Below are 21,666 nucleotides of genomic sequence, written 5' to 3'. Positions count from 1 at the left end.
TATCGCGTCGAGCCGTGTCGTGCCTGGTCAACGGTATCGGACAGCGGATGGCGGGTGGAAATCGCGTCAGACCGCCTCGGCGCGCAGCTTGTCGGCGCGTTCGCTCGGGTCGTAGTCCGGGCCGACGCCTTCGATCAGCAGCAGGTCGCCGTCGACGTGATCGGCGCGCAGCGGCAGGATCTCCTGGTAGGCGGGCGAGTGGTACCACTCCCGCGCTTCGGTCATACCGGGGAACTCGATCAGCACCATGCTCCCGGGCCAGCTGCCTTCCACGACTTCGGCCGGGGGCCCGTGGATGACGAAGCGGCCACCGAACGGGTCCAGGGTGGCTTGGATGCGCTTCAGGTATTCCAGGATGTCGGGATGGGGCCTGCGACCGCGGAGGTGGGCGAAGCCATAGGCGGACATGATGGTCGGCGTTCCTTCGTTCGAAGACGCCGGGAGTGGCGTCGAACCGACGGTAGGTCCGCCGCGCGCGGGGTGACAATTACCTCCGGGGTAAATACCTCCGGGGTAAATACCTCCGGGGTAAGTACCTCCGGGGTGAGTACACCGGACCTTGCACGACCGCAGCCGCCGGTCCCGGGAGGAGTTGGGGCCGGCGGCGCGGGTGGCGCAGATCAGCTAGTGGCGACGGTCCTGCTCGCCGCGCCGGTCGGGCATCTCGGACCTGGTGCCCCGACGGCCTTCCATATCCGCGCCCTCGCGCATGTCCTGCTCCTGGCGCTGTTGCTGCTGCTGCCTCGGCATCTGCTTCGGCATTTTCTTAGGCGTTTTCTTCGACTTTTCAGCCATCTCCACACGGTCCTTTCCGGGGGATTGATATTCGCCTAACGAACAGCCTAACGAACAAACGATAGCGAGCTGATGGAGCTTCCGGAAGGGGAAATGAAAAATATGGCCCGGAGCGGCTGTTTGCAGCATTTCCGCAGGTAGAGGTGCTATTGAAGGTGGGTTTCAGTGGCGAACGCGGCTGGGTGGGCAGCGTACTGCCATTTTTGACGGGCGGGTTGCCGGAGGTTCGGTCGAGTGTTCGAAGCGGCAACAAACCGGGTCGCGTGAACCTGTTCGAGAGCGGTCGATATCGCTCCGGCTCCGCGTGACATCGGATTTATCGCGAAGAATCGAATTGCGATGCCGAAACGTGCGCGTCGGATGGATCGTGTCGTTGTCGCCGTCGAGAATATCGTTGTGCGGCAACAGTTTTCCGTCATCCGAGACCAGAGTGCGCATTCCCGCGTCGACAACGCTCGCTCGCACCGTTGAACCACAAGCACCGCAATAGTTTTCGCGGCATATGAGGGGAGGTAGCTGCGGACGAGTCGTGCCGTACGCCACGCTCAGCCGCGCAACGGAAGGAACTCGACCGTCACGCCGTCGACGGCGCCGGGCGGGACCACGACCAACCCCTCGCGATCGATCAGGCCGCCGAGATGGGCGGTGCGGATGGCCGGGTCGCCGACCCAGCCGCCTTCCTCGGCGGCGCGAGCGGGCACGACGCGAGTCACCTGCGCCGCGATCTCCGCCGCGTTGTGCAGCGGCCCACGCAGCGGGCGGGCCGCGGGCGCGCCGGTGCGGCCCTCGACGATCGCGGGCGCGAGCGCCATGAGCGTGGCGACGGCGGCGAACGGGTTGCCGGGCAGGCCGAGCACCGTCGTGCCGGAGGCGAGTTCGGCGACAACGGTGGAGCCGCCGGGGCGCAGCCGCAGGCGCGGCACCAGGATCTCGGCTCCGGCGCGGGCCAGGGCGGCACGGAGCTGGTCGGCGGCCCCGCCGCCGGTCGCGCCGACGATCACCAGCAGGTCGTGATCCGGCGCCACGGCCATGACCTCGTCGAATCCGTGCGGAGTGTCGCGCAGGTGCACTCGGTCGGCGGTGCGAATGCCGTACCAGGACAGCAGCTCCGGCAGGATCGGGCCGATCGAATCGCGGGTCTGTCCCGCCTGCAACGGCCCCTCGCTGCGGATCTCGTCACCGGTCATGACGATGCGCGCGCGCACCGGGCCGCGTACCGGCGCCGCGGTGACCTCGACGCTCGCTGCCGCGGAGATCAACGCGGCGGTGACCGGCGAGCCCTGCGGTGCGACGAGATCACCGGCCTGCCGGTCCTCGCCACGGCGGCGGATGTCGTCGCGCAGCGGGGTGTCCGGCAGGCGGTACAGCGTTTCGTCGGCGACGTGCGCGAACTCGTCGCGCAGCACACCCGTGGTGCCGTCCGGTACGTGCGCGCCGGTGGCGATCCGCACCGCCTCGCCCGGCAGCAGCCCCACCGGCCGCCTGCCGCCCGCGAAGCCGATGTCGCGGCGCAGGCGCCACGGCCCCTCGCCCGCCACCGCGTAGCCGTCCATCGCGGAGACGTCGAAGCGGGGCAACGGCCCGGCGGCGGTCAGCGGATCCGCGAGCGCGGCCCCGATCACCGAACGCAGGTCGGCTTCGTAGGCGGTGAGCCGGGACAGATTGCCGCGCAGCATCTCTCGTGCCGCGTCGAGATCCAGCGCCGGGTGCCGCCGTGGCGCGTCGACGGTGGCCCTGGCCTGCCGAACCTCCTCCTCGGTGTCGCAGTCGCCGACTCCGGGCAGCGGGATGATCGCGGCGGCGGCGGGCACCAGCGCCTTCATCGGCTGGTTGATCAGCGCGCCGAGCCCCTCCAGCGCGGCCGCCAGCGCGGAGCGCCGCCACACTCCGATCAGGTACTGCGGGCGTCCGGACTCGTCGGCGGCGAACACCGCGTCCGCGCCGGATTCGGTGGCGTGCCGGATCAGTTCGGTGACCGCCCACGGAGCCAGGAACGGCAGGTCGGCGGCCAGCACGACCACCAGCGGAGCGGCGGACCCGAGCGCGCGCAGCCCCGTATCGATCGCCGCCACCGGACCCGACCCGGGCGGTACCTCGCGCACCTGGACGAATCGCGGCGGAAGCTCGGGACGGTGCGGTCCGACGACCACGGTGTGCCCGCACGAAGCCACGGCGGCGAGCGCCACCTCGAGCATGGAACGGCCGCCGATGACGATAGCCGGTTTGTCCACGCCGCCCATCCGGCTGGCCCGGCCGCCCGCGAGCACGATCGCGTCGGCGGCGGTCATAGGCCACGACTTCGAGCTGGGTACACCATGGCGGTCATGCTAATTCGTCACGGCGGGGAAGCCGTGGACCGGACGGCGTCGATCAGGCGTTGGACCAGAAGCGGGCCGGTGGCAGCAAGCGGAACTCGTTGAGCTCCGGGTCGGCGAGCACGAGGTCGGTGTCGCGGTCGGCGGCCGGAGCGCCGCGGTCGACGGTGGTGGCGCCCGCCGCGTGCAGCCTGGCCACCTCGGCGGCGCGGTCGTCGGCGGGAAACGAGGTGAGGTCCAGGCGCAGCCTGGTCCGGCCGGTCCCCGCGTCGGGGGTGCGCACGAACTCCAGCCAGGAGCCCAGTCCGGTCGGCGAACGCAGCCCGGCCAGCCGCTCACCGCGCCGGGCGGACGGCCAGCCCGTGGCGACCGCCCAGAAGTCGGCGAGGCGCTGCGGCTCGCGCGTGTCGACCACCACCGCCGCGACGGCTCCGGTGTCCACGTACTCCTCCCTGGGTTCGAGCACGCAGAATTCGTTGCCTTCCGGGTCGGCCAGCACGGCCCACGGCACCGCGCCCTGGCCGATGTTCACCGCTCGCGCGCCCAGGGCCAGCGCCCGGTCCACCTGGGTGCGCTGGTGCTCCCGCGAGCGGGTGGCCAGATCCAGATGCAGGCGGTTCTTGCCGACCTTGGCCCGCATCGCGGGCAGGAAGGTCAGCGCGAGTTCGCCACCGTCGGCGTCGGGGGCCGCGACGTTCACCTCGTCGGGCCGGTCGAGCGTCACACTCCAGCCGAGCAGTTCGGCCCAGAAATCCGCGACCGAACGCGGCCGGTCGGCATCGAACACGACACATGCCAGGCGGGTGGGCATGGATCAACGGTACTGGCCGCAGATCCGGCTCGGAGGCATTTCGGAAAGCGGTGTCAGCCTGCCGCGGGATCGGGCAGCGGGAAGCGCGCGGCGCGCAGGTCGACGCGTCCGTCCCGGATCGGCACGCCTTCCTCGGCGAGCAGGCGCAGCTGGCGACGGGCCAGGTGCGCGGCGGGCTTGCCGCTCGCGCCGAGCACGCGATGCCAGGGCAGGTCGGCCGCGTCGGTGCGCATGATCCAGCCCACCGTGCGTGGCGTGGACAGTCCCGCGGCCGCGGCGATGTCGCCGTAGGTGACGACCCGGCCGGGCGGAACCGACGCCACCAGGGCGCGAACCCGCTCGATCTGGGCGTCGCTGGTCGGCATCGGCTCAGAGCACCGAGCGCACGAGTTCGCCGGTCTCGGCCGGATACGCCTGGGCCACCATGTGATCGCAGTTCCACTCGAGCACGGTCAGGTTCGCGCCCATGTGCTCGGTGAGCGCCGCGCGGAACTCCGGGGTGACGAACGGCGGGTGCACCTTCATCGCCTGCACCAGCACGGTGGGCAGGTCGGCGGGCGGCAGCACCCAGTGGCGGGCCAGCTGGCCCCAGTAGGAGTTGATGGCGGGCAGGCTCATCCGCCAGCCGAAGCGCCCGTCCGCGGTGGGCATCAGATGTTCGAGCAGTTCGGCTTCGAGCAGCCGCGGCTCGACATCGCCCCAGCCGGTGTCCAGCTTGTCCCGGCGCGCGTGGTCGACGCTGTCGTAGTCGGCCGAGACCAGGGTGGACAGCGCGATCTCGTTGAGCCATTCCGGTTCCAGCGCGATGGCCGGATCGAGCAGCACGAGCTTGCGCACCAGGTCGGGATGCCGATGCGCCAGGTGCAGCGCGCACGCGCCGCCGAAGGAGTGCGCGACCACCACCACCGGCCCTTCCGCCTCGGTGGTGACCAGGTCGACCAGGTCGTCGACGATGGTCTCGAAGTTCCACGGCGGCAGCGAGGTCGAGCGACCGTGTCCGCGCAGGTCGGGTGCGAGCACGCGGACGTCGGGCAGATGCCGGGTGGCCAGGTCTTCCCAGCGTTTGCCGTGGCCGGTCACGCCGTGCAGGGCGAGCACCACCGGTCCTGTCGTCGGACCGAACCGGTGGACATTCAGAACAGACACCGGTCCATTGTGACCTGCGCCGGAATCGCGCGCAGTGCCGGTCACACGGAGGCGTGTACCGGCGTGTCGGTCGTGTCTGTTGCAATAGCCCGCGTGGTGCGATCGGATGGCGCGGTGCGACTGGTTCGCCGGAATGTGGTGGCGCCCCGGCCGCGAGACTGGGGCGCCGACGTTCGCGCGCTGCTGGACGCCGCGACCGAGGCCGGTCCCGCGCGCCCCGGGTGGCGGCCCTGGCAGGTACTCGGCGGGCCCGGAACCGGCAAGACAGCCCTGCTGGTCGACCTGGCCGCCGAGCGCATCGCGGCCGGAGCCGATCCCGATTCGGTGCTGGTGCTGACTCATTCGAAACAGGCGGCGGGCGCCGTGCGCGATGCCATCACCACGCGGCTGAGCGGACCCGAGCCCGGCGGCGAGGGTGGTGTGCCCGGCGCCACACGAGAACCGTTGGTGCGCACCCTGCACTCGTACGCCTTCTCCGTGCTGCGCAGGCACGCGACAGCGCACGGCAACCCGCCGCCCCGTCTGCTGACCGGAGCCGAACAGGACGCGGTGCTGCGCGAAATGCTGCGCGGCGACCTGGCCGACATGGCCGAGGGCGCGCGCGGGTTGTGGCCGGAGCGACTGCGGCCCGCGCTCGCGCTCGGCGGATTCGCCGAGCAATTGCGCGATCTCATGCTGCGCGCCACCGAACGCGGCATCGGGCCGGAAGACCTGGTACGGCTGGGCCGCGAGCACGCCAAACCGGAGTGGGTGGCCGCGGGCAAGTTCGCCATCCGCTACGAGCAGACGATGCTGCTGCGCTGGTCGGTCGGCGTGGAGGCGCCGGAGGCGACCGCGCCCGCGCTGGACGCCGCCGAACTGGTCGGCGCGGCGCTGGACGCGCTGGCCGCCGACCCGAATCTGCTTGCCGCCGAACGCGCCAGGATCAGATACCTGCTGGTCGACGACGCACAGCACCTGGACCCGCAGGCGGCGATCCTGGTCAAGGCGATCGGGCACAGCGCGCGGATCACGGTGATCGCGGGCGATCCCGATCAAGCCGTCTTCGCCTTCCGCGGCGCCGACGCGCGGTTCGTCGCCGAACTCGACGTGCCGGACGACCGGCGCGTCGTGCTGCGCGCCAACCATCGCTTCAGCGGTCAGGTTGAGCTGGCGGTCGCGCGGATCGCCGCACGTCTGCCGGGCAGTGCGCCGCAGCGCATCCCCGTGCCGGAACGGGCCGAACCGCGGGACGACGGCACCGAGGTGCGGGTGCGCGTGCTTGCCACACCCGCGAAGGAAGCCGCGCTCATCGCCGACCACCTGCGCCGCGCGCACCTCACCGGCGGGGTGCCGTGGTCGCGGATGGCGGTGATCGTCCGATCGGTGCCGCTGTCGCTGGCGCCGCTGCGCCGTGCCCTGCTCGCCGCGGGCGTGCCGGTGCGGCAGCCCGCGCTGGACACGCCGCTGGCGCGCAGGCGCGGCGCTGCCTGGATGCTGCTGTCGCTGCGCGCGGTGCTGGCGGGCGAGGCGGCGCAGCGGGGCGCGGAACCGGCGTTCGAGCCGGAAGACGCCCTCGACCTGCTGTCCGGGCCGCTCGGCGGCGCCGACCAGATCGCCTTGCGCCGGTTGCGCCGCGGCGTTCGGCGCGCGGTGCTGGAATCCGCGCGCGCCAGCGCGAAAACCCCGGATACCGGCGACGATCCGCCCCAGCACCGCGGCACTGATATCGATCGCCCCTCCGCGCAGGTGCTGCGCGACCAGCTGATCGGGGCGGGCGATCCGGCGATCCTGGGCCGGCTCACCGAGGTCGAGGCGGCGCCGCTGCGCCGGGTGCTGGACGCCCTGCACCGGGCCCGCAAGGCGCGCGGACGCGGCGCGGGCTTGGAGGACGTCCTGTGGGCGTTGTGGACCGGTTCCCGGCTGGAACGGCGCTGGGTGGCGCAGTCGGAGCGCGGCGGCGCGGTCGGCATGCAGGCCGATCGCGATCTGGACGCCGCCGTCGCGCTGTTCGACGCGGCCGCCGCCTACGTCGACCGGCTGCCGCGCGCGAGCATCGAAGGGTTCGTCGAATATCTGGCGCAGCAGGAGATTCCGCTCGACGCGGCGCCGCGCACCGCACCGGGCGAGGCGGTGGCGCTGCTGAGTGCGCACGCCGCCGCAGGGCGGGAATGGGACGTGGTCGCCGTCGCCGCCGTCCAGGAGGGGATCTGGCCGAATCCGCGCTCGCGCGGCACCCTGCTGCACACCGAGGACCTGGTGGATCTCACCGCCGGGGTGTCCGACGCGGGTGAGCGGGTGAGCCGTGCGGCGCCGATCCTCGCCGAGGAGCGCAGGCTACTGCTCGTCGCGTGCAGCCGGGCCCGGCGATCGCTGCTGGTCACCGCGGTGGAGTCGGTGGCGGGCGAACGTGACCTGGTGCCCTCGCGTTTTCTCGCCGAGCTGCTCGGGCACGACGACGACGGCGAGCCCGGCGCGCTCCCGGTGGTCGATCCCGGCCGCGCCCTGGTGATGCACTCCCTGGTCGCCGAATTGCGCGGCGTGGTCTGCGATCCCGAGGCCGACCCGGAGCGCAGGCGTCGCGCCGCGCACCAGCTCGCGCGGCTGGCGGACGCGGGCGTGCGCGGCACCCACCCCGACGACTGGTACGGCACCGCCGAGCTCAGTTCGCTGCGTCCGCTGTGGGCCGAGGACGAGGGCGCGGTGGCGCTGTCACCCTCCACCGTCGAGTTGCTGCGCACCTGTCCGCTGCGCTGGGCACTGGAACGCCACGGCGGCACCGACGGCGACAATCCACACGCCGTCAAGGGCAACCTGGTGCACACGCTGGTGCAGGCGCTGGCGGGCAAGGTGCCCCCGGACCAGGTGCGTGCGGCGCTGGATCGGGCCTGGCAGGCGGTGGATCCCGGGACGGGCTGGCATTCCAGGCAGGAGCTGCGCCGCACCGAGGCCATGCTGGAGAACTTCCAGGCCTGGGTTCGCAACACCCGCGGCGAACTCACCCAGGCCGGTGTCGAGGTGCCGGTGGACTGCGTGCTGCCCGCGCGCACCGAAGACGAACGCGCCGTGCGGATCCGGGGCCGCGTCGACCGACTGGAGCGGGACGCGCAAGGCCGTTTCGTGATCGTCGACGTGAAGACCGGCAAGTCCCCGGTCACCAAGCAGGCCGCCGTCGATCACGCGCAGCTGGCGACCTATCAGGTGGCGGCCGCCACGGGTGCCCTCGACGCCGCGGGAGAATCCGGCTCCGCCGAGGGGGCCGATCCGTCCGGCGAACCCGGCGGGGCACGATTGGTCTATGTCGCGAAGCCGAGCAAGGCGGAGGGCGCGACCCAGCGCTTGCAGCCCCCGCTGGACGCCGAGGCGCTCGAGCACTGGCGTGACACGATTCACCGAGCCGCGGCGTCCACTCAGGGCCCCAGCTACCTCGCCATGCGCAACGACGGATGCCGCCACTGCGCGGTCGCGGGCAGCTGTCCCGTGCAGGACAGCGGGAGACAGGTGACCGACGAGTGAGCGCGCCCTCGGCCTCGCCGCGGCAGGTCGCCGGGGCGCCGCCGTGAACGACCGGGTGACGCCCCATCAGCTGGCGCAGGCGCTGGGCCTGCCGCCGCCGACCGACGAACAGGCAGCCGTGATCGCGGCGCCGCCGGGCCCGACCCTCGTGGTCGCGGGCGCGGGCGCGGGCAAGACCGAGACGATGGCCGCCCGCGTGGTGTGGATGGTCGCGAACGGGCTCGTCCTGCCGGACGAGGTGCTCGGGCTGACCTTCACGCGCAAAGCCGCCCAGCAGCTGACCGCCCGCATCCGGACCAGGTTGGCCCGGCTGGCCGGCGCGCCGCTGCTGCGTGAACTGGACCCGAGCGGTCGGCTGCGCGCCCAGCTGACCGGCGCGGAGCCGGAGATCAGCACCTACCACTCGTACGCGGGCAGGTTGCTCACCGAACACGGCCTGCTTCTTCCGGTGGAACCTTCGGCGACCCTGCTGACCGAGACCCAGCTCTGGCAGCTCGCCCACCAGGTGGTCCGCACCTGGGACGGCGATCTGGAGACCGAGCGCACCCCGGTGTCGGTCACCGAGGCGGTGCTCGCGCTGTCCGGGCAGCTCGCGGAGCATCTGGTCGAGCCGGAGGAGTTGGCCGAGGCGCACACCGAGTTGGCGAAGCTGGTGCACACGCTGCCCGCGGGTCCGCGGCAGCGCGGCGGACCCAGTCAAACGCTGCTCAACATCGTGCAGGTGCAGCAGGAACGGGTGGCGCTGCTGCCGCTGGTGCACCAGCTCACCGAGGCGTTGCGCCGCCGCGGCGCACTCGATTTCGGCGCGCAGATGTCCCTGGCCGCGCGCTTGGCCGCCGAGCACCCCGAGGTGGCCGCCGCCGAACGCGCCCGGTTCCGGCTGGTGCTGCTCGACGAATACCAGGACACCGGCCACGCCCAGCGAGTCCTGCTCGCCGCCCTGTTCGGCGGTGTGCCGGGCTCGACACCGCCGCATGACGCGCACGACGTTCCTCCGGTAACGGATGGTGATCCTGCTAACAGGGACCAGGATTCGTCACGCGCGAACGTGCACCCACAACGAGCGGCGCAGGCCGCCAACGGCCTCGACGATCCGCTCTCGGGCGGCACGTCGGCGGACTCGGCGACAGTCGATGCGTCCCACACGACCGCGCACGCCGATTCAGCCGAGCGGGAAGGACATGGCGGCACGGACGAGCCGAATTCCGCCACGGGGGAGGCGGACCCGCTGTCACCCGGCGCGGACGGCGATCAGCTGCACACCAGCACGACCGCGCGCGAACCGCACGACATCGTCCGAGACCCGGACACGCCGATCGGCAATACATCCGCACCGGCTGGTGCACACGATCCGTACGCCGCGGCCGGTCGCGACCAGCGCGCGCGACACGATGGGCAGCGGCTTGCCGTGACGGCCGTGGGCGATCCGATGCAGTCGATCTACGGCTGGCGTGGCGCTTCGGCGGCGAATCTGCCCCGGTTCGCCACCGATTTCCCCAGTGCGCCGGGGGTACCGGCCCCCACGCTGGCGTTGCTGACCAGCTGGCGCAATCCTCCGGAGGCGCTGGCCCTGGCGAACCTGGTCGCGGAACCGTTGCGGCGCAAGGCGATCGAGGGCGGCGGGGTGACGGTCGACGCTTTGCGCGCCAAGCCCGACGCCGGGCCGGGGGAGGTGGCGCTCGCGCTGACCGAGACCGTCGCCGGCGAACGCGAGTGGGTGGCCGAGCGGATCGCCGCGCAGTGGGCCGCCCGGCGCGCGGCGCAGCAGCAACCGCCCACCTCGGCGGTGTTGGTACGGCGCAATGCCGACGCCGCGCCGCTCGCGGAAGCACTACGCGCGCAAGGACTTCCGGTGGAGATCGTCGGGCTCGGCGGCTTGCTCGCCACACCGGAGGTCGCCGACATCGTCGCCACCCTCCGGCTGATCGCCGAACCCGGCTCCGGCAGCGCCGCCATGCGCGTGCTGACCGGCGCGCGCTGGCGCATCGGCGTCGCCGACATCGCCGCTCTCGCCCGCCGCGCCAGGGACCTCTCCATCCGGCGACCCGGGTCCGAGGCGGGGGCCGAGATAGCCGACGGCGCCACGCTGGACGAGGCGCTGCGGGACGTGGCCCCGGAGCCCGCCGAACAGGCCGGGCTGGCCGACGCCGTCGCCGATCCAGGTCCGCCGGAGCAGTATTCGGCGGCCGGGTTCGCTCGGATCGAAGCGCTCGGGCGTGAGCTGGCCGCATTGCGCGAACGCAGTGGTCAGCCGTTGGCGGAGTTGGTCGCCGATGTCGAACGCACCATCGGCGTCGGTGTGGAGACCCAGACCCGGCGAGCGATGGCGGGCACCGGCGCCGGGCGCGAGCACCTGGACGCATTCGCGGAAGTGGTGGCCGGATACGCCGCGGACACCGGGGCCTCGCTCGGCGGGCTGCTCGCCTTTCTCACCGCCGCGGAGGAGGTCGAGAACGGACTCGAACCGGGCGAGGTCGAGGTCGCCAAGGATCGCGTCCAAGTGCTGACCGTGCACGCGGCGAAAGGCCTGGAATGGGAGATCGTCGCGGTCCCGCACGTGGTGGAGGGCGTGTTCCCGTCCAAGGTCGGTTCCGGCACGTGGCTGGGCGCGCTCGCCGAGCTGCCGACGTCGCTGCGGGGCGACCGGCAGCAGGACGACGCGGCCGAGGGCGTGCCGGTGCTCGATCTCACCGACCTGTACGACCGCGCCGACCTCGACCGTGCGATCAAGGCGCACAAGGAGGCGCTGGAGCGCCGCCGGATCGATGAGGAACGCCGCCTGTTCTACGTCGCGCTCACCAGAACCGAACGCGTGCTGCTGGTCTCGGCCCACTACTGGGCCGAGACCGGCAGCACGCCGAAAGGCCCCTCGGATTTCCTGCTGGAGCTGAAGCACGCGCACGAGGACCCCGGCAGCCCGGCATACGACGTCCTGGCGATCGACCGCTGGGACGACCCGCCCGCGGCCGACGCCGTCAACCCGTTCACCGACAACCCCGCCACCGCCGAGTGGCCGCGCGACCCGCTCAGCACCCGCCGCGACCCCATCGAACAGGGCGCCGCGCTGGTCCGCGCGGCGCTGGCCGACCTGCGCGCTCGTCCGGCCCATACCGGTCCGGACGCGCATGAGACCAACGAGCCCCGCGTCGCCCTCGACCAGGAGGGCCTGGCGCCGCCGAACAAGGAGGCCTTACCGCCGGAGGAGAAGGCTTCATCGCGGGACGGGGTGGCTCCACCGTCGGACGCGAGAGCTTCACCGGAAAACGAGGTGGCTTCACCGTCGCACGGGGAAGCTTCACCGCCGGACGCGGAGGCGGCTTACCCGGACGAACCGGCCTACTATCCGCCCGACGACGAGTTCCCACCGGACGAACTCGCGGACGATTTCGACTTCACGCGGACCGAATACGCCGACCCGTACGCGGACATCGAGCCGTACTTCGGCGCGGCTCCCGACCCGGTGGAGGAGTACCTGTCCGCCGACGAGCCGGTATTCGCCGCGAGCGGCTTCGCTCCGCCCCCGCCGGAGGACCCGTACCGGCCGGAGCGCACCCACCCCGCACCGGACCCGGACGACCCGGAAGGCTGGGCCGCCGACGTCGATGCCCTGCTCGCCGAGCACCAGGCGGCCGCGGTCGCCGCCGCGGAGGTCGAGCTACCCGGCCAGATCGCGGCGACCGCCCTGGTCGAGCTGCGCGCCGACCCGGCGAAACTGGCCGCCCGCCTGCGTCGTCCGCTGCCCTACCCGCCGAATCCGCTCGCGCGCCGCGGCACCGCGTTCCACGCCTGGGTGCAGCGGTGGTTCGGTTCCACCCGCCTGCTCGGGCTGGACGAGCTGCCGGGCGCCGCCGACGGTGCGGCCGACGCGGGCCTGGACGCCGAGCTGACCGCGATGCAGGAGGCGTTCCTGAACTCGCGGTGGGCCGACCGCAGCCCGATCGAGGTGGAGATTCCGTTCGAGACCTCGATCGCGGGCACCGTGATCCGCGGGCGGATGGACGCGGTGTTCGCCGAGCCGGGCGCGCGCTGGACCGTGGTCGACTGGAAGACGGGCGCCGAGCCGAGCACGGCGGAGGAACCCGCGGTCGCCATGCAGCTGGCGGTCTACCGCCTGGCGTGGGCGCGGTTGATGGCCGCGCGGGAGGGACGGCCGGAGCAGGAGATGCTGCACCGCGTCGGCGCCGCGTTCCACTACGTGCGCACCGGGCGCACCATCGCGCCGGTGAACCTGGCCGGACCGGAGGAGTTGGCCGAGCTGATCAGGAACGTCGCGCCCGCCGGCTCACCGCCAGCGCCTGAGTGATCAGCGGGATCTGCAGCGGAAGCCGCAGCGCGGAGCCGATCTTGACCAGCCGCGGCGCCTTCTCGCTGGCCAGCATGTCCGCGGTGAACTGCACATTGGCCGGGAACACCGCGATGAACAGCAGCGCCGCGAGACGTCCGCCGAAGCTGCGGGTGCGCGGCGCCGCCAGTGCGGCGGCGACGCCGATTTCGGCCACGCCGGAGGCGTAGGTGTAGTCACGAGCCTTGCCGGGCAGTCCGCGCGGCACGATGGAATCGAAGGGCTTCGGCCAGACGAAATGCAGCACCCCGGTGCCGAACAGCAGGGCAGCGAGGGCCAGCGCGGGCCGTCGGCCACCGTCGAGCGCGGGTGTCAGCGTGTTTTCTGCCATGAGGAACCCTTACATCAATGCCCGCTTCCGTTCGAGCCGGGTCGTGCGAATGCGGACTCGACGGTGCGCACCACAGAACGACACCCAGCGCCGCAGGCGCTGGACAAATAAAACCAGTAGGCTCCCCTGCTGTGCCGGAGGGACAAGGAATACCGGAGATGACCGACACGAGCAACGAGATGACCGGTGTGTCCGGTGTTCGGTGATCGCGCGCGCGGACTGGGAGTGGCCAGCCGCCCCGATTTCGCACTGGTCGGCGTGCTGCGCATCCCGGAAGTGCAGTCCAGCCCGTGGATTTCGCTGACCAGGCGGGTGCTGTTCGCCACCGGGCTGCTCTTCCTGGCCGCGCTGGTGGTGTATGTCGGGCGCGACGGCTACCACGACAACTCGGGGAACGAACTTTCGTTCCTGGACGCGTTCTACTACGCGACGGTGTCGCTGTCGACCACCGGATACGGCGACATCCACCCGGTGACGCCCGAGGCGCGGTTGGCGAACATCGTCATCATCACCCCGCTGCGCATCCTGTTCCTGATCGTCTTGGTCGGGACCACCCTCGGCGTGCTGACCGAACGTTCCCGGCAGGCTTTCAAGATTCAGCGATGGAGGCACACAGTGCGCAATCACACGGTGGTCGTCGGATACGGCACGAAGGGACGGACCGCGATCGACGCCATGCTCGGCGACGGGGTGCAGCCCGGCGACATCGTCGTGGTCGACACCGACGTGGTCGCCTTGGAGGCGGCCGCGAACGCCGGACTGGTCACGGTGCACGGCTCGGCCACGCAGTCCGACGTGCTGCGGCTGGCCGGTGCGCAGAACGCCGACTCGGTGGTGGTCGCGACCAATCGGGACGACACCGCCGTGCTGGTCACCCTGACCGCCCGGGAATTGAACAAGGCCGCCAAGATCGTGGTGTCGATCCGGGAGGCGGAGAACACCCACCTGGTGCGGCAGTCCGGCGCGAACTCGGTGGTGGTGTCCTCGGAGACCGCGGGCCGGTTGCTCGGCATCGCGACGACCACACCCACCGTGGTGGAGATGATGGAAGATCTGCTCACGCCCGAAGAGGGCTTCGCCGTCGCCGAACGCGAGGTGGAGCCGTCCGAGATCGGCGGTTCGCCACGGCATCTCGGCGATATCGTCCTCGGTGTGGTGCGCGACGGCGTGCTCCACCGAGTGGGCGAGCCGGAAGTCGACGCGATCGACGCGGGCGACAAACTGCTGTACATCCGCCGATCGGGGAAGTGACCCCGGCGCGGGCCGGGTGGTAGCTCGGGCGCGATAGTCTCGAACCGTGCCGGCATTTCAGCTCAATGGTGTTCCACTGCTGTCCCGTTCCGTAGTCGATCGGGCCGAGACGATCCGGGGTGACGCTCAGGCTCTGAAGGAGGGCTGGGGGAGCGCCAAACTCCTGCGGGTCAATCGGCGCGGGCAGGTGCGCTTCGACGAGGGCGTCCTGATCCTGGACGCCGCCCTCGAGCTGTCCGCCGAGCCGAACCCGGACGCGGTGTTCCTCGGCGTCGAGGACGGTGTTCACCTGTGGGCGGTGCGCGACGCGGAGTTGGAGGGCAGGCTGACCGACCTGCGCGCGCTGGCCGGCGGCGCCATCGATGACCGCACCGCCGGGCTGCTCTCCACCGCGATCGCACTGCTGAACTGGCACGACAAGGCGGGATACAACGGGGCGGACGGAGCGGTGACCACCGTGTCCAAGGGCGGGTGGTCGCGCATCACCGAGAGCGGTTACGAAGAGTTCCCGCGCATCGATCCGGCGGTGATCTGCCTTATCCACGACGGCGGTGACCGGGTGCTGCTCGCGCGTCAGCAGAGCTGGCCGAAGTCGCTGTTCTCGCTGCTGGCCGGGTTCGTCGAGGCGGGCGAGTCGCTGGAACGCTGCGTCGAGCGCGAGATGCGCGAAGAAGTGGGCCTCGACGTGCGCGAGATCAGCTACCTGGGCAGCCAGCCGTGGCCGTTCCCGCGCTCGCTGATGCTCGGCTTCGCCGCGGTCGCCGATCCCGAGCAGCCGCTGGTCTTCTCCGACGGGGAGATCGCCGAAGCCAATTGGTTCACCCGCGCGCAGGTACGCGAAGCGCTGGCGGTGGGCGATTGGTCGAAGCAGGGTGAGGGAGCCCAGTTGCTGCTGCCGGGCTCGATCTCCATCGCGCGCACCATCGTGGAATCCTGGGCCGCGATCGACTGAGCGCACGCGCGCGGGCCGCTGCGGCCCGCGCGCGGCGGCTGATCAGGACAGGCCGGCCAGGACCTGCTTGACCGCCGCCAGCGACGGGTTCGTCGCGGTGGACCCGTCGGCGAACTTCACGGTCGGCACGACATGGTTGCCGCCGTTCACGCTCCCGACGAACTCGGCCGACGCCGGATCTTGCTCGATGTCGATCTCGACGTAGATGATGCCCGCCTCGTCCAGCTGCTTCTTGAGCCTGCGGCAGTAGCCGCACCAGGTGGTCGAGTACATCGTCAGGGTGGGGTTCGCGTCAGTCACGGACACTGCAACGCCGCAGGACCGCTCACTGTTCCAACTCGAACCTTTTCCGCCTTGCGCCACAGTCCGCGCACGGCGGAACACGGCGTCGAACCGGGTCTCGAAGTTGGGCGCCGTTGTCCGCTGCGGGTGCGTCGCGAAGTCCGGTGCGTGTTGGCCGGGGTGCGGTGGGAAGTTCGGCTCGTTGAGGGCGTGCAGCTCGTGGGCGGACCCCGGCCGATCGGTGGGTGTCGGTGGGCGCTGTCATGATGGACCGCGTGCCCGCTCTCGACCTCGCAGACCTCGACCCCGAGCAGGCCGCCGCCGTCCGTGCGCCGCGCGGTCCGGTATGTGTGCTCGCGGGCGCGGGTACCGGCAAAACCAGGACCATCACCTATCGCATCGCGCATCTGGTCGCGCAGGGGCATGTGAAGGCCGATCAGGTGCTCGCGGTGACGTTCACCGCACGGGCGGCGGGGGAGTTGCGTACCCGGCTGCGCGCGCTCGGCCTCGGCGGCGAGGCCAGCCAGGTGCAGGCGCGGACCTTCCACGCGGCGGCGCTGCGGCAGCTGAAGTACTTCTGGCCGCAGATCGTCGGCGACGTCCCGTGGCGGCTGATCGATGCCAAATTCCCGATCGTCGCACAGGCGGCGCACCGGGCGGGGCTGTCCACCGCTACCGACAGCGTCCGCGACCTGCTCGGCGAGATCGAGTGGGCGAAGGCTTCGCTCATCGCGCCGGAGGACTACACGGCGGCGGTCGCGAAACAGCACCGCGAGACGCCCTATGACGCACTGCGCGTCGCCGAGGTCTACGCGGCCTACGAGAAGCTGAAGGCGACGCCCGACGGGTTGCTGCTGGATTTCGACGACTTGTTGCTGCATACGGCGGCCGCGCTGGAGGACTATCCGGCGGTGGCCGACGAATTCCGCAGCCGCTACCGCAGCTTCGTCGTGGACGAGTACCAGGACGTCACGCCCCTGCAGCAGCGCGTGCTCGACGCGTGGCTCGGCGACCGCGACGACCTGACCGTCGTCGGCGACGCCAACCAGACGATCTACTCGTTCACCGGAGCCACACCGAGCTACCTGCTGGACTTCTCCCGCCGCTTCCCGGACGCCACCGTGGTGCGCCTGGAACGTGACTACCGTTCGACGCCGCAGGTGGTGTCGCTGGCCAATCGGGTGATCGGGGCGGCGCGCGGCCGCATCGCGGGCACCAGGCTGCAACTGATCGGCCAGCGGGCCGCCGGACCGGAGCCCGCCTTCGCCGAATACGACGACGCGCCTGCCGAGGCCGCGGCGGTGGCCAAGGCGATCGGCCGGCTCATCGAGGCGGGTACACCGGCCGCCGAGATCGCCGTGCTCTATCGGATCAACGCCCAATCGGAGAGCTACGAGCAGGCGCTCACCGAGCGCGGCATCCCGTACCAGGTCCGCGGCGGCGAGGGGTTCTTCACGCGTGCCGAGGTCAGGCAGGCTGTGCAGGCGCTGCGGCAGGCCGCCGCCCGAGACGATCTGCCCGATCAGGCGCGCAGCGGCAGCGCCCTGATCTCGCTGGTACGCGCGGTGCTCGCCCCGGTAGGCCTGACCGCCACCGAGCCGGCGGGCGCCCAGGCGCGCGAACGCTGGTCCTCGTTGGTCGCCCTGGTGCGCCTGACCGAGGAATTGGTCGGCCACGACGACCGGCTGGACCTGACCGGCCTGTTGCGGGAGCTCGCGACCCGTGCCGAAGCCAGGCACCCACCCACGGTGCAAGGGGTCACGCTGGCCTCACTGCACGCCGCGAAAGGCCTGGAGTGGGACGCGGTGTTCCTCGTCGGCCTGTCCGACGGCACCGTGCCGATCGCGCACGTCCTCGCCGACGACGGTTCGGTCGCCGACGAGGCGGCGCTCGAGGAGGAGCGGCGGCTGCTCTACGTCGGGGTCACCCGGGCGCGCGAGCATCTGCGGCTGTCCTGGGCGCTGGCCAGGAACGAAGGCGGCAGGCGCATCCGGCGGCGCTCCCGATTCCTCAACGGTCTGGTCCCCGACGACTCGCCCGCGTCGCGGATCGCGGCGCCGTCCTCTGCGGCCGGCGGCGTCCGCCCGACCTGCCGGGTCTGCGCGAAACCGTTGATCGGCACCTACGCGACCATGCTCGGCCGCTGCCGTCGCTGCCCGGCCGAAATGGACGCGGAACTGCTTGCCGCACTGCGGGATTGGCGTGCGGAGAAGGCGGAGGCGCTGCGGGTGCGCGAGTTCGTGGTGTTCACCGACACCACGCTCACCGCGATCGCCGAACAACTGCCCGCCGACGACGCCGCGCTGGCCGCGATCGCGGGCATCGGTGCGAAGAAGATCGACCAGTTCGGCGCGGACGTGCTCGCGATCGTCGCATCCCGACTTCGATCCACATCACAAAACCGCAGGTAGAAAATAGGTTGTGGCGTTGGACGATCTTGCCTATGGTGGATTTCACGCACCGGGAGGGCATCTCGGCGCGCACAGTTACCGACACACACGAGTACAGGAGGGAGGCAGAGCAATGGACAACATCATGAACTTCAGCGCCAATGGCGTTGCGGTCTATGCGCCCATGGCGGCCTCCCGGGGGATCCTCGCTTTGCAGGGGATCGGTCTGTCCGAAATCGGTGCGTTCGGCACGTCTTGCACGCAAGTGAATTCCGCTGCGATGCACGCGTCATTCCGTACCGAGATTCAGGGCAAGCCCAGCGCGGGCTGGCACCCGACGGCTGCCGAGGCAGCAGTCGGTGTCTTCGCGGATGAAGTCGGCTTCGAGCCGGCGGATCCGCGGGCAGCACGCCTCCGCACCGCACACCCAGCGACCGTGATCAGGACTCGACACAGATGTCGACCTAGGTAGGGAACTCCTCCCCGACCTCCTGGCCACGGATCGCACAACAGCGAAACCGTGGCCAGTATTCTCCGGCCCTTCAGCCGACCGGCACCGGTTTCGCACAACAAACGAACCGCTGCAAACGAGCTGAAGGAGAACGACGTGTTCACCGCACAGGGTTGGCCGCAGGCCACTACTGACGTGACATGCCGAACCGTGGCGTCGACTACTCGGACCCAGGAGATCACCAAGGTCCTGCCCTGCCGTGCTGGAGACCCTGACCTCTGGTTCGCCGAGAGCCCGGTCCAGTTGGAGCAGGCCAAGGCGCTGTGCGCGACCTGCCCGATCCGCAAGGGCTGCCTGAGCGCCGCCATGGATCGTCGTGAGCCATGGGGTGTTTGGGGCGGTGAGATCTTCGACCAGGGTGTCGTGATCGCCCGCAAGCGTCCCCGCGGTCGTCCGCGCAAGGTCGCGGTCCCGGCATGAGCCGGGGAGTGATTTCCCTCCCTCCGGTCGATGTGCTCGATTCGGTCGGTCCCGGCACGGGCCGAGCCAACGAACGAGAAAGCAGACCAGCCGCCCACCGCTACCTGGTGGGCGGCTGTGTCTGGTTTGCAGCGCCTGCGGCGCATGCGCTTCGCCCACTCGGACGCGAGACGGGTCGCGAACGGTGCTCGTAAGACTCGCACCCGAGGGTTGGAGCAGGTGCACAGTCGTTCCAGTCCAGTGGAGAGCGCGGGGTGGCTGACCACTCGACAGAGCTGGGGGTTCGGCTCAGGAGGCCGTGCGCTCCTCGCTGAAGCCTGGCATCCAGGTGCGGACGAGTTGCATGAACGGCAGCTCGGCGTCGAGCTGGGCCAGGATGCCGACGGAGCCGCCGAGCACGCGGAAGATCATCACGTACTCCGCCGGGAGTTGCAGTGCCCGCGCGGTTTTCATCTCGGGGCTGGAGAACTCCGATGCCTTGCCTGCCACGCGCTGCATCCATCGGCGAGTGAAGTGGAACGAGTCGGTCTGGATCGGGTCGGTGAACGGCCGCAGATAATCGGCGATCTCCTGGTGGGTGACCACCCGGCCGGGGATCACCCAGCCGTGGTCGTAGAGCAGTTCGGTGAGTTCGGCGAAGCGCTCCTCGACCGCCAAAGCCAGCATCCGGCCCAGCACCGGCGGGAAGCCCTCCGGCATCGGTGCGCAGGCGCCGAAATCGATGACGGCGAGCTTGCCGTCGGGCAGCATCATGAAATTGCCCGGGTGCGGATCGGCGTGCAGCAGCCCGACCACCTCGGGGGAGGAGAAGTGAAACCGGCCCATCAGGCCGGCGACGCGATTGCGCAGCGCACGGGTGCCCTCCGGATCCTCGGCGCCCTGCTTGATGATCGTCGAGACGGCGACGCCGTCCAGCCACTCGGTGACGATCACCTTCGGTGCGCTGGCCACCACCTTCGGCACCACGATCTCGCCGTGCCCGTCGAAGCCCTTGGCGAAGCTGCGCTGGTTGGCCGCCTCGTTGCGGTAGTCCAGCTCCTCTTCGGTGCGTTCGGTGATCTCGGCGAGGATCGGCTTGACGTCCGCACCGGGAATCACGGACGCGACCAGGCCGGACATGCGCGACAGTGTTTTGAGGTCGGCGCGCAGCGCCTCGTCGGCGCCGGGGTACTGCACCTTCACCGCGACGGTCCGGCCGTCCGACCACACCGCCCGGTGCACCTGCCCGATGCTGGCCGACGCGGCCGGAGTGTCGTCGAACTCACTGAACCGGCTGCGCCACTGGGTGCCGAGCTGCTGGTCGAGCACCCGGTGAACGGTGGCGGCCGGCATCGGCGGAGCGGCGGCCTGCAGCTTGGTGAGGGCCTCGCGATAGTGCTCGCCGAACTCTTCCGGGACCGCGGCCTCCATCACGCTGAGTGCCTGCCCGAACTTCATCGCACCGCCCTTGAGCTCGCCGAGCACGGTGAACAGCTGCTCGGCGGCCCTTTGATTGAGCTGTGCGTTGATCTCGGACTTATCGCCCCCGGCGAGCTTCTTACCGAACCCAACGGCGGCACGGCCGGCGATGCCGAGCGGAATCTTGGCCAACTTGGCGTTGCGGGACGAGCGACGGCGCACGATCTCTGACACGTACCCATCATGGCGGACGGACCAGCCCGCGGCCATGGCAATCTTGATCACCCCCGCGCTCCGGCGCCGAGTCCAGCGGAAACACTCGCACACGCGCACGCGGGATGGCGGTCCCACTCGCGCCGATCGAGGACGTGTGAATCCAGATCCAGTTCCAGCGTCACGTCCAGCGTGGCCGGGGTGCGCCGCGGTGAGCAGTCGATGATCGCCTCCAGTTCGCCGAGGGCTACCGCCGTGGTCGCGGCGATCCCGGCGGGAGAGGCGTGTCCCACGCGGCCGAGCAGTTGCGCCGCGAGGTGCGGCCAGTCGGCGTCGTTCTGCGCGCGGATCAGGTCCGCGCAGCGCAGGCAGCTGGTGACGCCGGGCAGCACCAGCGGGCCGATCACGCCCTTGTTGTCTCGGATGCGCATCTGCAGATGCGGGATGCGGTGCAGCAGCAGATCGTGCACCAGCCGTGGATCGGGCATCAGCGCGTCGGCGAGCACGACGAGATCCGACCCCCACGATCGCACCGTCGCCGCGCCGACCGGGTAGTCCCTGGACCGGCTCGGCCGCACACCCAGCGCGCGCAGACCGGCCGACACGGCGTCCGACAGCGGACCGAGGCCGTGCACCCGCACGGACCGCACCTGCCCGGCCCGGTCCTCGGGATGGTCCAGCAGCCCGGCTTCGTCGACCAGCGTGAGCAAGGCCACGGCGCGCTCGGCGTCGATCCCGCACTCTCCGGCTCGCCAGATGATCTGCGGCTTCGTGCGCAGACCGTCGAGCAGGCGCAGGAAAGCGAGGACGGTCTCGGCGTCCATGCCTTCCGGACCGAGCACCACCGCGGTCTCCGGATCGCACCCGAGCTGCACGACACCGGTCGGGCGGACCAGGACGGTCACCCGCGGCCGCAATCGCGGACCGCGACACGTCGTTGTCATGTCATCAGTATGCGGACCACGTGCCGCGGGGCCAGGCCGAAATCCTCAGTTATCCACAGGGTTTCGCTTC

General features: G+C 71.0%; 17 protein-coding genes. 7 read left to right on the top strand and 10 right to left on the bottom strand.

Annotated elements, in window-relative coordinates; translation table 11 throughout:
- Positions 1-66: 66 nt before the first annotated feature.
- The 6 genes from IU450_RS14045 to IU450_RS14020 all read right to left on the bottom strand — a co-directional run bounded on the left by IU450_RS14045 (position 67) and on the right by IU450_RS14020 (position 5,067).
- Positions 67-408, bottom strand: a complete 342-nt coding sequence (locus IU450_RS14045) for a DUF1330 domain-containing protein (protein WP_195150239.1) — start codon at positions 406-408, stop codon at positions 67-69.
- 216 nt (positions 409-624) lie between these two features.
- Entirely contained in the window at positions 625-795 is a 171-nt protein-coding gene (locus IU450_RS14040) for a hypothetical protein (protein WP_195035157.1), read from the bottom strand.
- Positions 796-1,340: 545 nt separating this feature from the next.
- Positions 1,341-3,083: an NTP transferase domain-containing protein gene (locus IU450_RS14035; protein WP_195150238.1), complete on the bottom strand. Its 1,743-nt coding sequence runs from the start codon at positions 3,081-3,083 to the stop codon at positions 1,341-1,343.
- Between the two features lie 82 nt (positions 3,084-3,165).
- Positions 3,166-3,921, bottom strand: coding sequence for a VOC family protein (locus IU450_RS14030; protein WP_195150237.1), 756 nt, complete (start codon positions 3,919-3,921; stop codon positions 3,166-3,168).
- Positions 3,922-3,974: 53 nt separating this feature from the next.
- A complete protein-coding gene (locus tag IU450_RS14025) occupies positions 3,975-4,286 on the bottom strand; it encodes an MGMT family protein (protein ID WP_195150236.1) in 312 nt (103 codons plus the stop codon).
- A gap of 4 nt (positions 4,287-4,290) precedes the next feature.
- Complete coding sequence (locus tag IU450_RS14020) at positions 4,291-5,067, bottom strand: alpha/beta fold hydrolase (protein WP_324197667.1); 777 nt, start codon at positions 5,065-5,067, stop codon at positions 4,291-4,293.
- Positions 5,068-5,139: 72 nt separating this feature from the next.
- Between IU450_RS14020 and IU450_RS14015 the strand changes: the two genes are divergently transcribed.
- A complete protein-coding gene (locus tag IU450_RS14015; protein WP_416382865.1) occupies positions 5,140-8,562 on the top strand; it encodes an ATP-dependent helicase in 3,423 nt (1,140 codons plus the stop codon).
- A 43-nt stretch (positions 8,563-8,605) separates the two neighbouring features.
- On the top strand, positions 8,606-12,865 hold the full coding sequence (locus tag IU450_RS14010; protein WP_195150234.1) for a UvrD-helicase domain-containing protein: 4,260 nt from the start codon (positions 8,606-8,608) through the stop codon (positions 12,863-12,865).
- On the opposite strand, the gene IU450_RS14005 is transcribed toward IU450_RS14010, so the two are convergent.
- The gene (locus IU450_RS14005; protein ID WP_195150233.1) at positions 12,822-13,235 is read right to left on the bottom strand and encodes a hypothetical protein; all 414 of its coding nucleotides are present in this window, start codon (positions 13,233-13,235) and stop codon (positions 12,822-12,824) included. The genes IU450_RS14010 and IU450_RS14005 overlap by 44 nt on opposite strands.
- A gap of 195 nt (positions 13,236-13,430) precedes the next feature.
- Here IU450_RS14005 and IU450_RS14000 point away from each other — a divergent pair, with 195 nt between their 5' ends.
- Together IU450_RS14000 and nudC are read left to right on the top strand one after the other, a co-directional pair.
- Positions 13,431-14,486: a potassium channel family protein gene (locus IU450_RS14000; protein ID WP_195150232.1), complete on the top strand. Its 1,056-nt coding sequence runs from the start codon at positions 13,431-13,433 to the stop codon at positions 14,484-14,486.
- 46 nt (positions 14,487-14,532) lie between these two features.
- Positions 14,533-15,438, top strand: a complete 906-nt coding sequence (nudC, locus tag IU450_RS13995; RefSeq protein WP_195150231.1) for an NAD(+) diphosphatase — start codon at positions 14,533-14,535, stop codon at positions 15,436-15,438.
- Positions 15,439-15,480: 42 nt separating this feature from the next.
- Here the strand turns inward: nudC and IU450_RS13990 are convergent, their stop codons facing one another.
- Entirely contained in the window at positions 15,481-15,711 is a 231-nt protein-coding gene (locus IU450_RS13990) for a mycoredoxin (RefSeq protein WP_195150452.1), read from the bottom strand.
- A 272-nt stretch (positions 15,712-15,983) separates the two neighbouring features.
- On the opposite strand from IU450_RS13990, the gene IU450_RS13985 reads away from it, so the two are divergent.
- From IU450_RS13985 to IU450_RS13975, 3 genes are all read left to right on the top strand, one after another.
- Entirely contained in the window at positions 15,984-18,131 is a 2,148-nt protein-coding gene (locus IU450_RS13985) for an ATP-dependent DNA helicase UvrD2 (protein WP_195150451.1), read from the top strand.
- 112 nt (positions 18,132-18,243) lie between these two features.
- Entirely contained in the window at positions 18,244-18,582 is a 339-nt protein-coding gene (locus IU450_RS13980) for a hypothetical protein (protein WP_195150230.1), read from the top strand.
- A gap of 135 nt (positions 18,583-18,717) precedes the next feature.
- Positions 18,718-19,041 carry a WhiB family transcriptional regulator gene (locus IU450_RS13975; RefSeq protein ID WP_157106825.1) on the top strand — a complete coding sequence of 108 codons (324 nt, stop codon included), beginning with the start codon at positions 18,718-18,720 and terminating at the stop codon, positions 19,039-19,041.
- Positions 19,042-19,329: 288 nt separating this feature from the next.
- Here the strand turns inward: IU450_RS13975 and IU450_RS13970 are convergent, their stop codons facing one another.
- Both IU450_RS13970 and IU450_RS13965 read right to left on the bottom strand, forming a co-directional pair.
- Positions 19,330-20,709, bottom strand: coding sequence for an ABC1 kinase family protein (locus tag IU450_RS13970; RefSeq protein ID WP_195150450.1), 1,380 nt, complete (start codon positions 20,707-20,709; stop codon positions 19,330-19,332).
- An 11-nt stretch (positions 20,710-20,720) separates the two neighbouring features.
- Positions 20,721-21,596 (bottom strand): hypothetical protein, encoded by an 876-nt coding sequence (locus IU450_RS13965; RefSeq protein ID WP_195150229.1) that lies wholly within the window; start codon positions 21,594-21,596, stop codon positions 20,721-20,723.
- Positions 21,597-21,666: the final 70 nt, after the last annotated feature.

The sequence above is a fragment of the Nocardia abscessus genome, from assembly GCF_015477775.1.
Classification (GTDB): domain Bacteria; phylum Actinomycetota; class Actinomycetes; order Mycobacteriales; family Mycobacteriaceae; genus Nocardia; species Nocardia abscessus_A.
The sequence above is the reverse complement of the archived record's forward strand: the minus strand, read 5'-3'. Positions and strand labels throughout refer to the sequence as shown.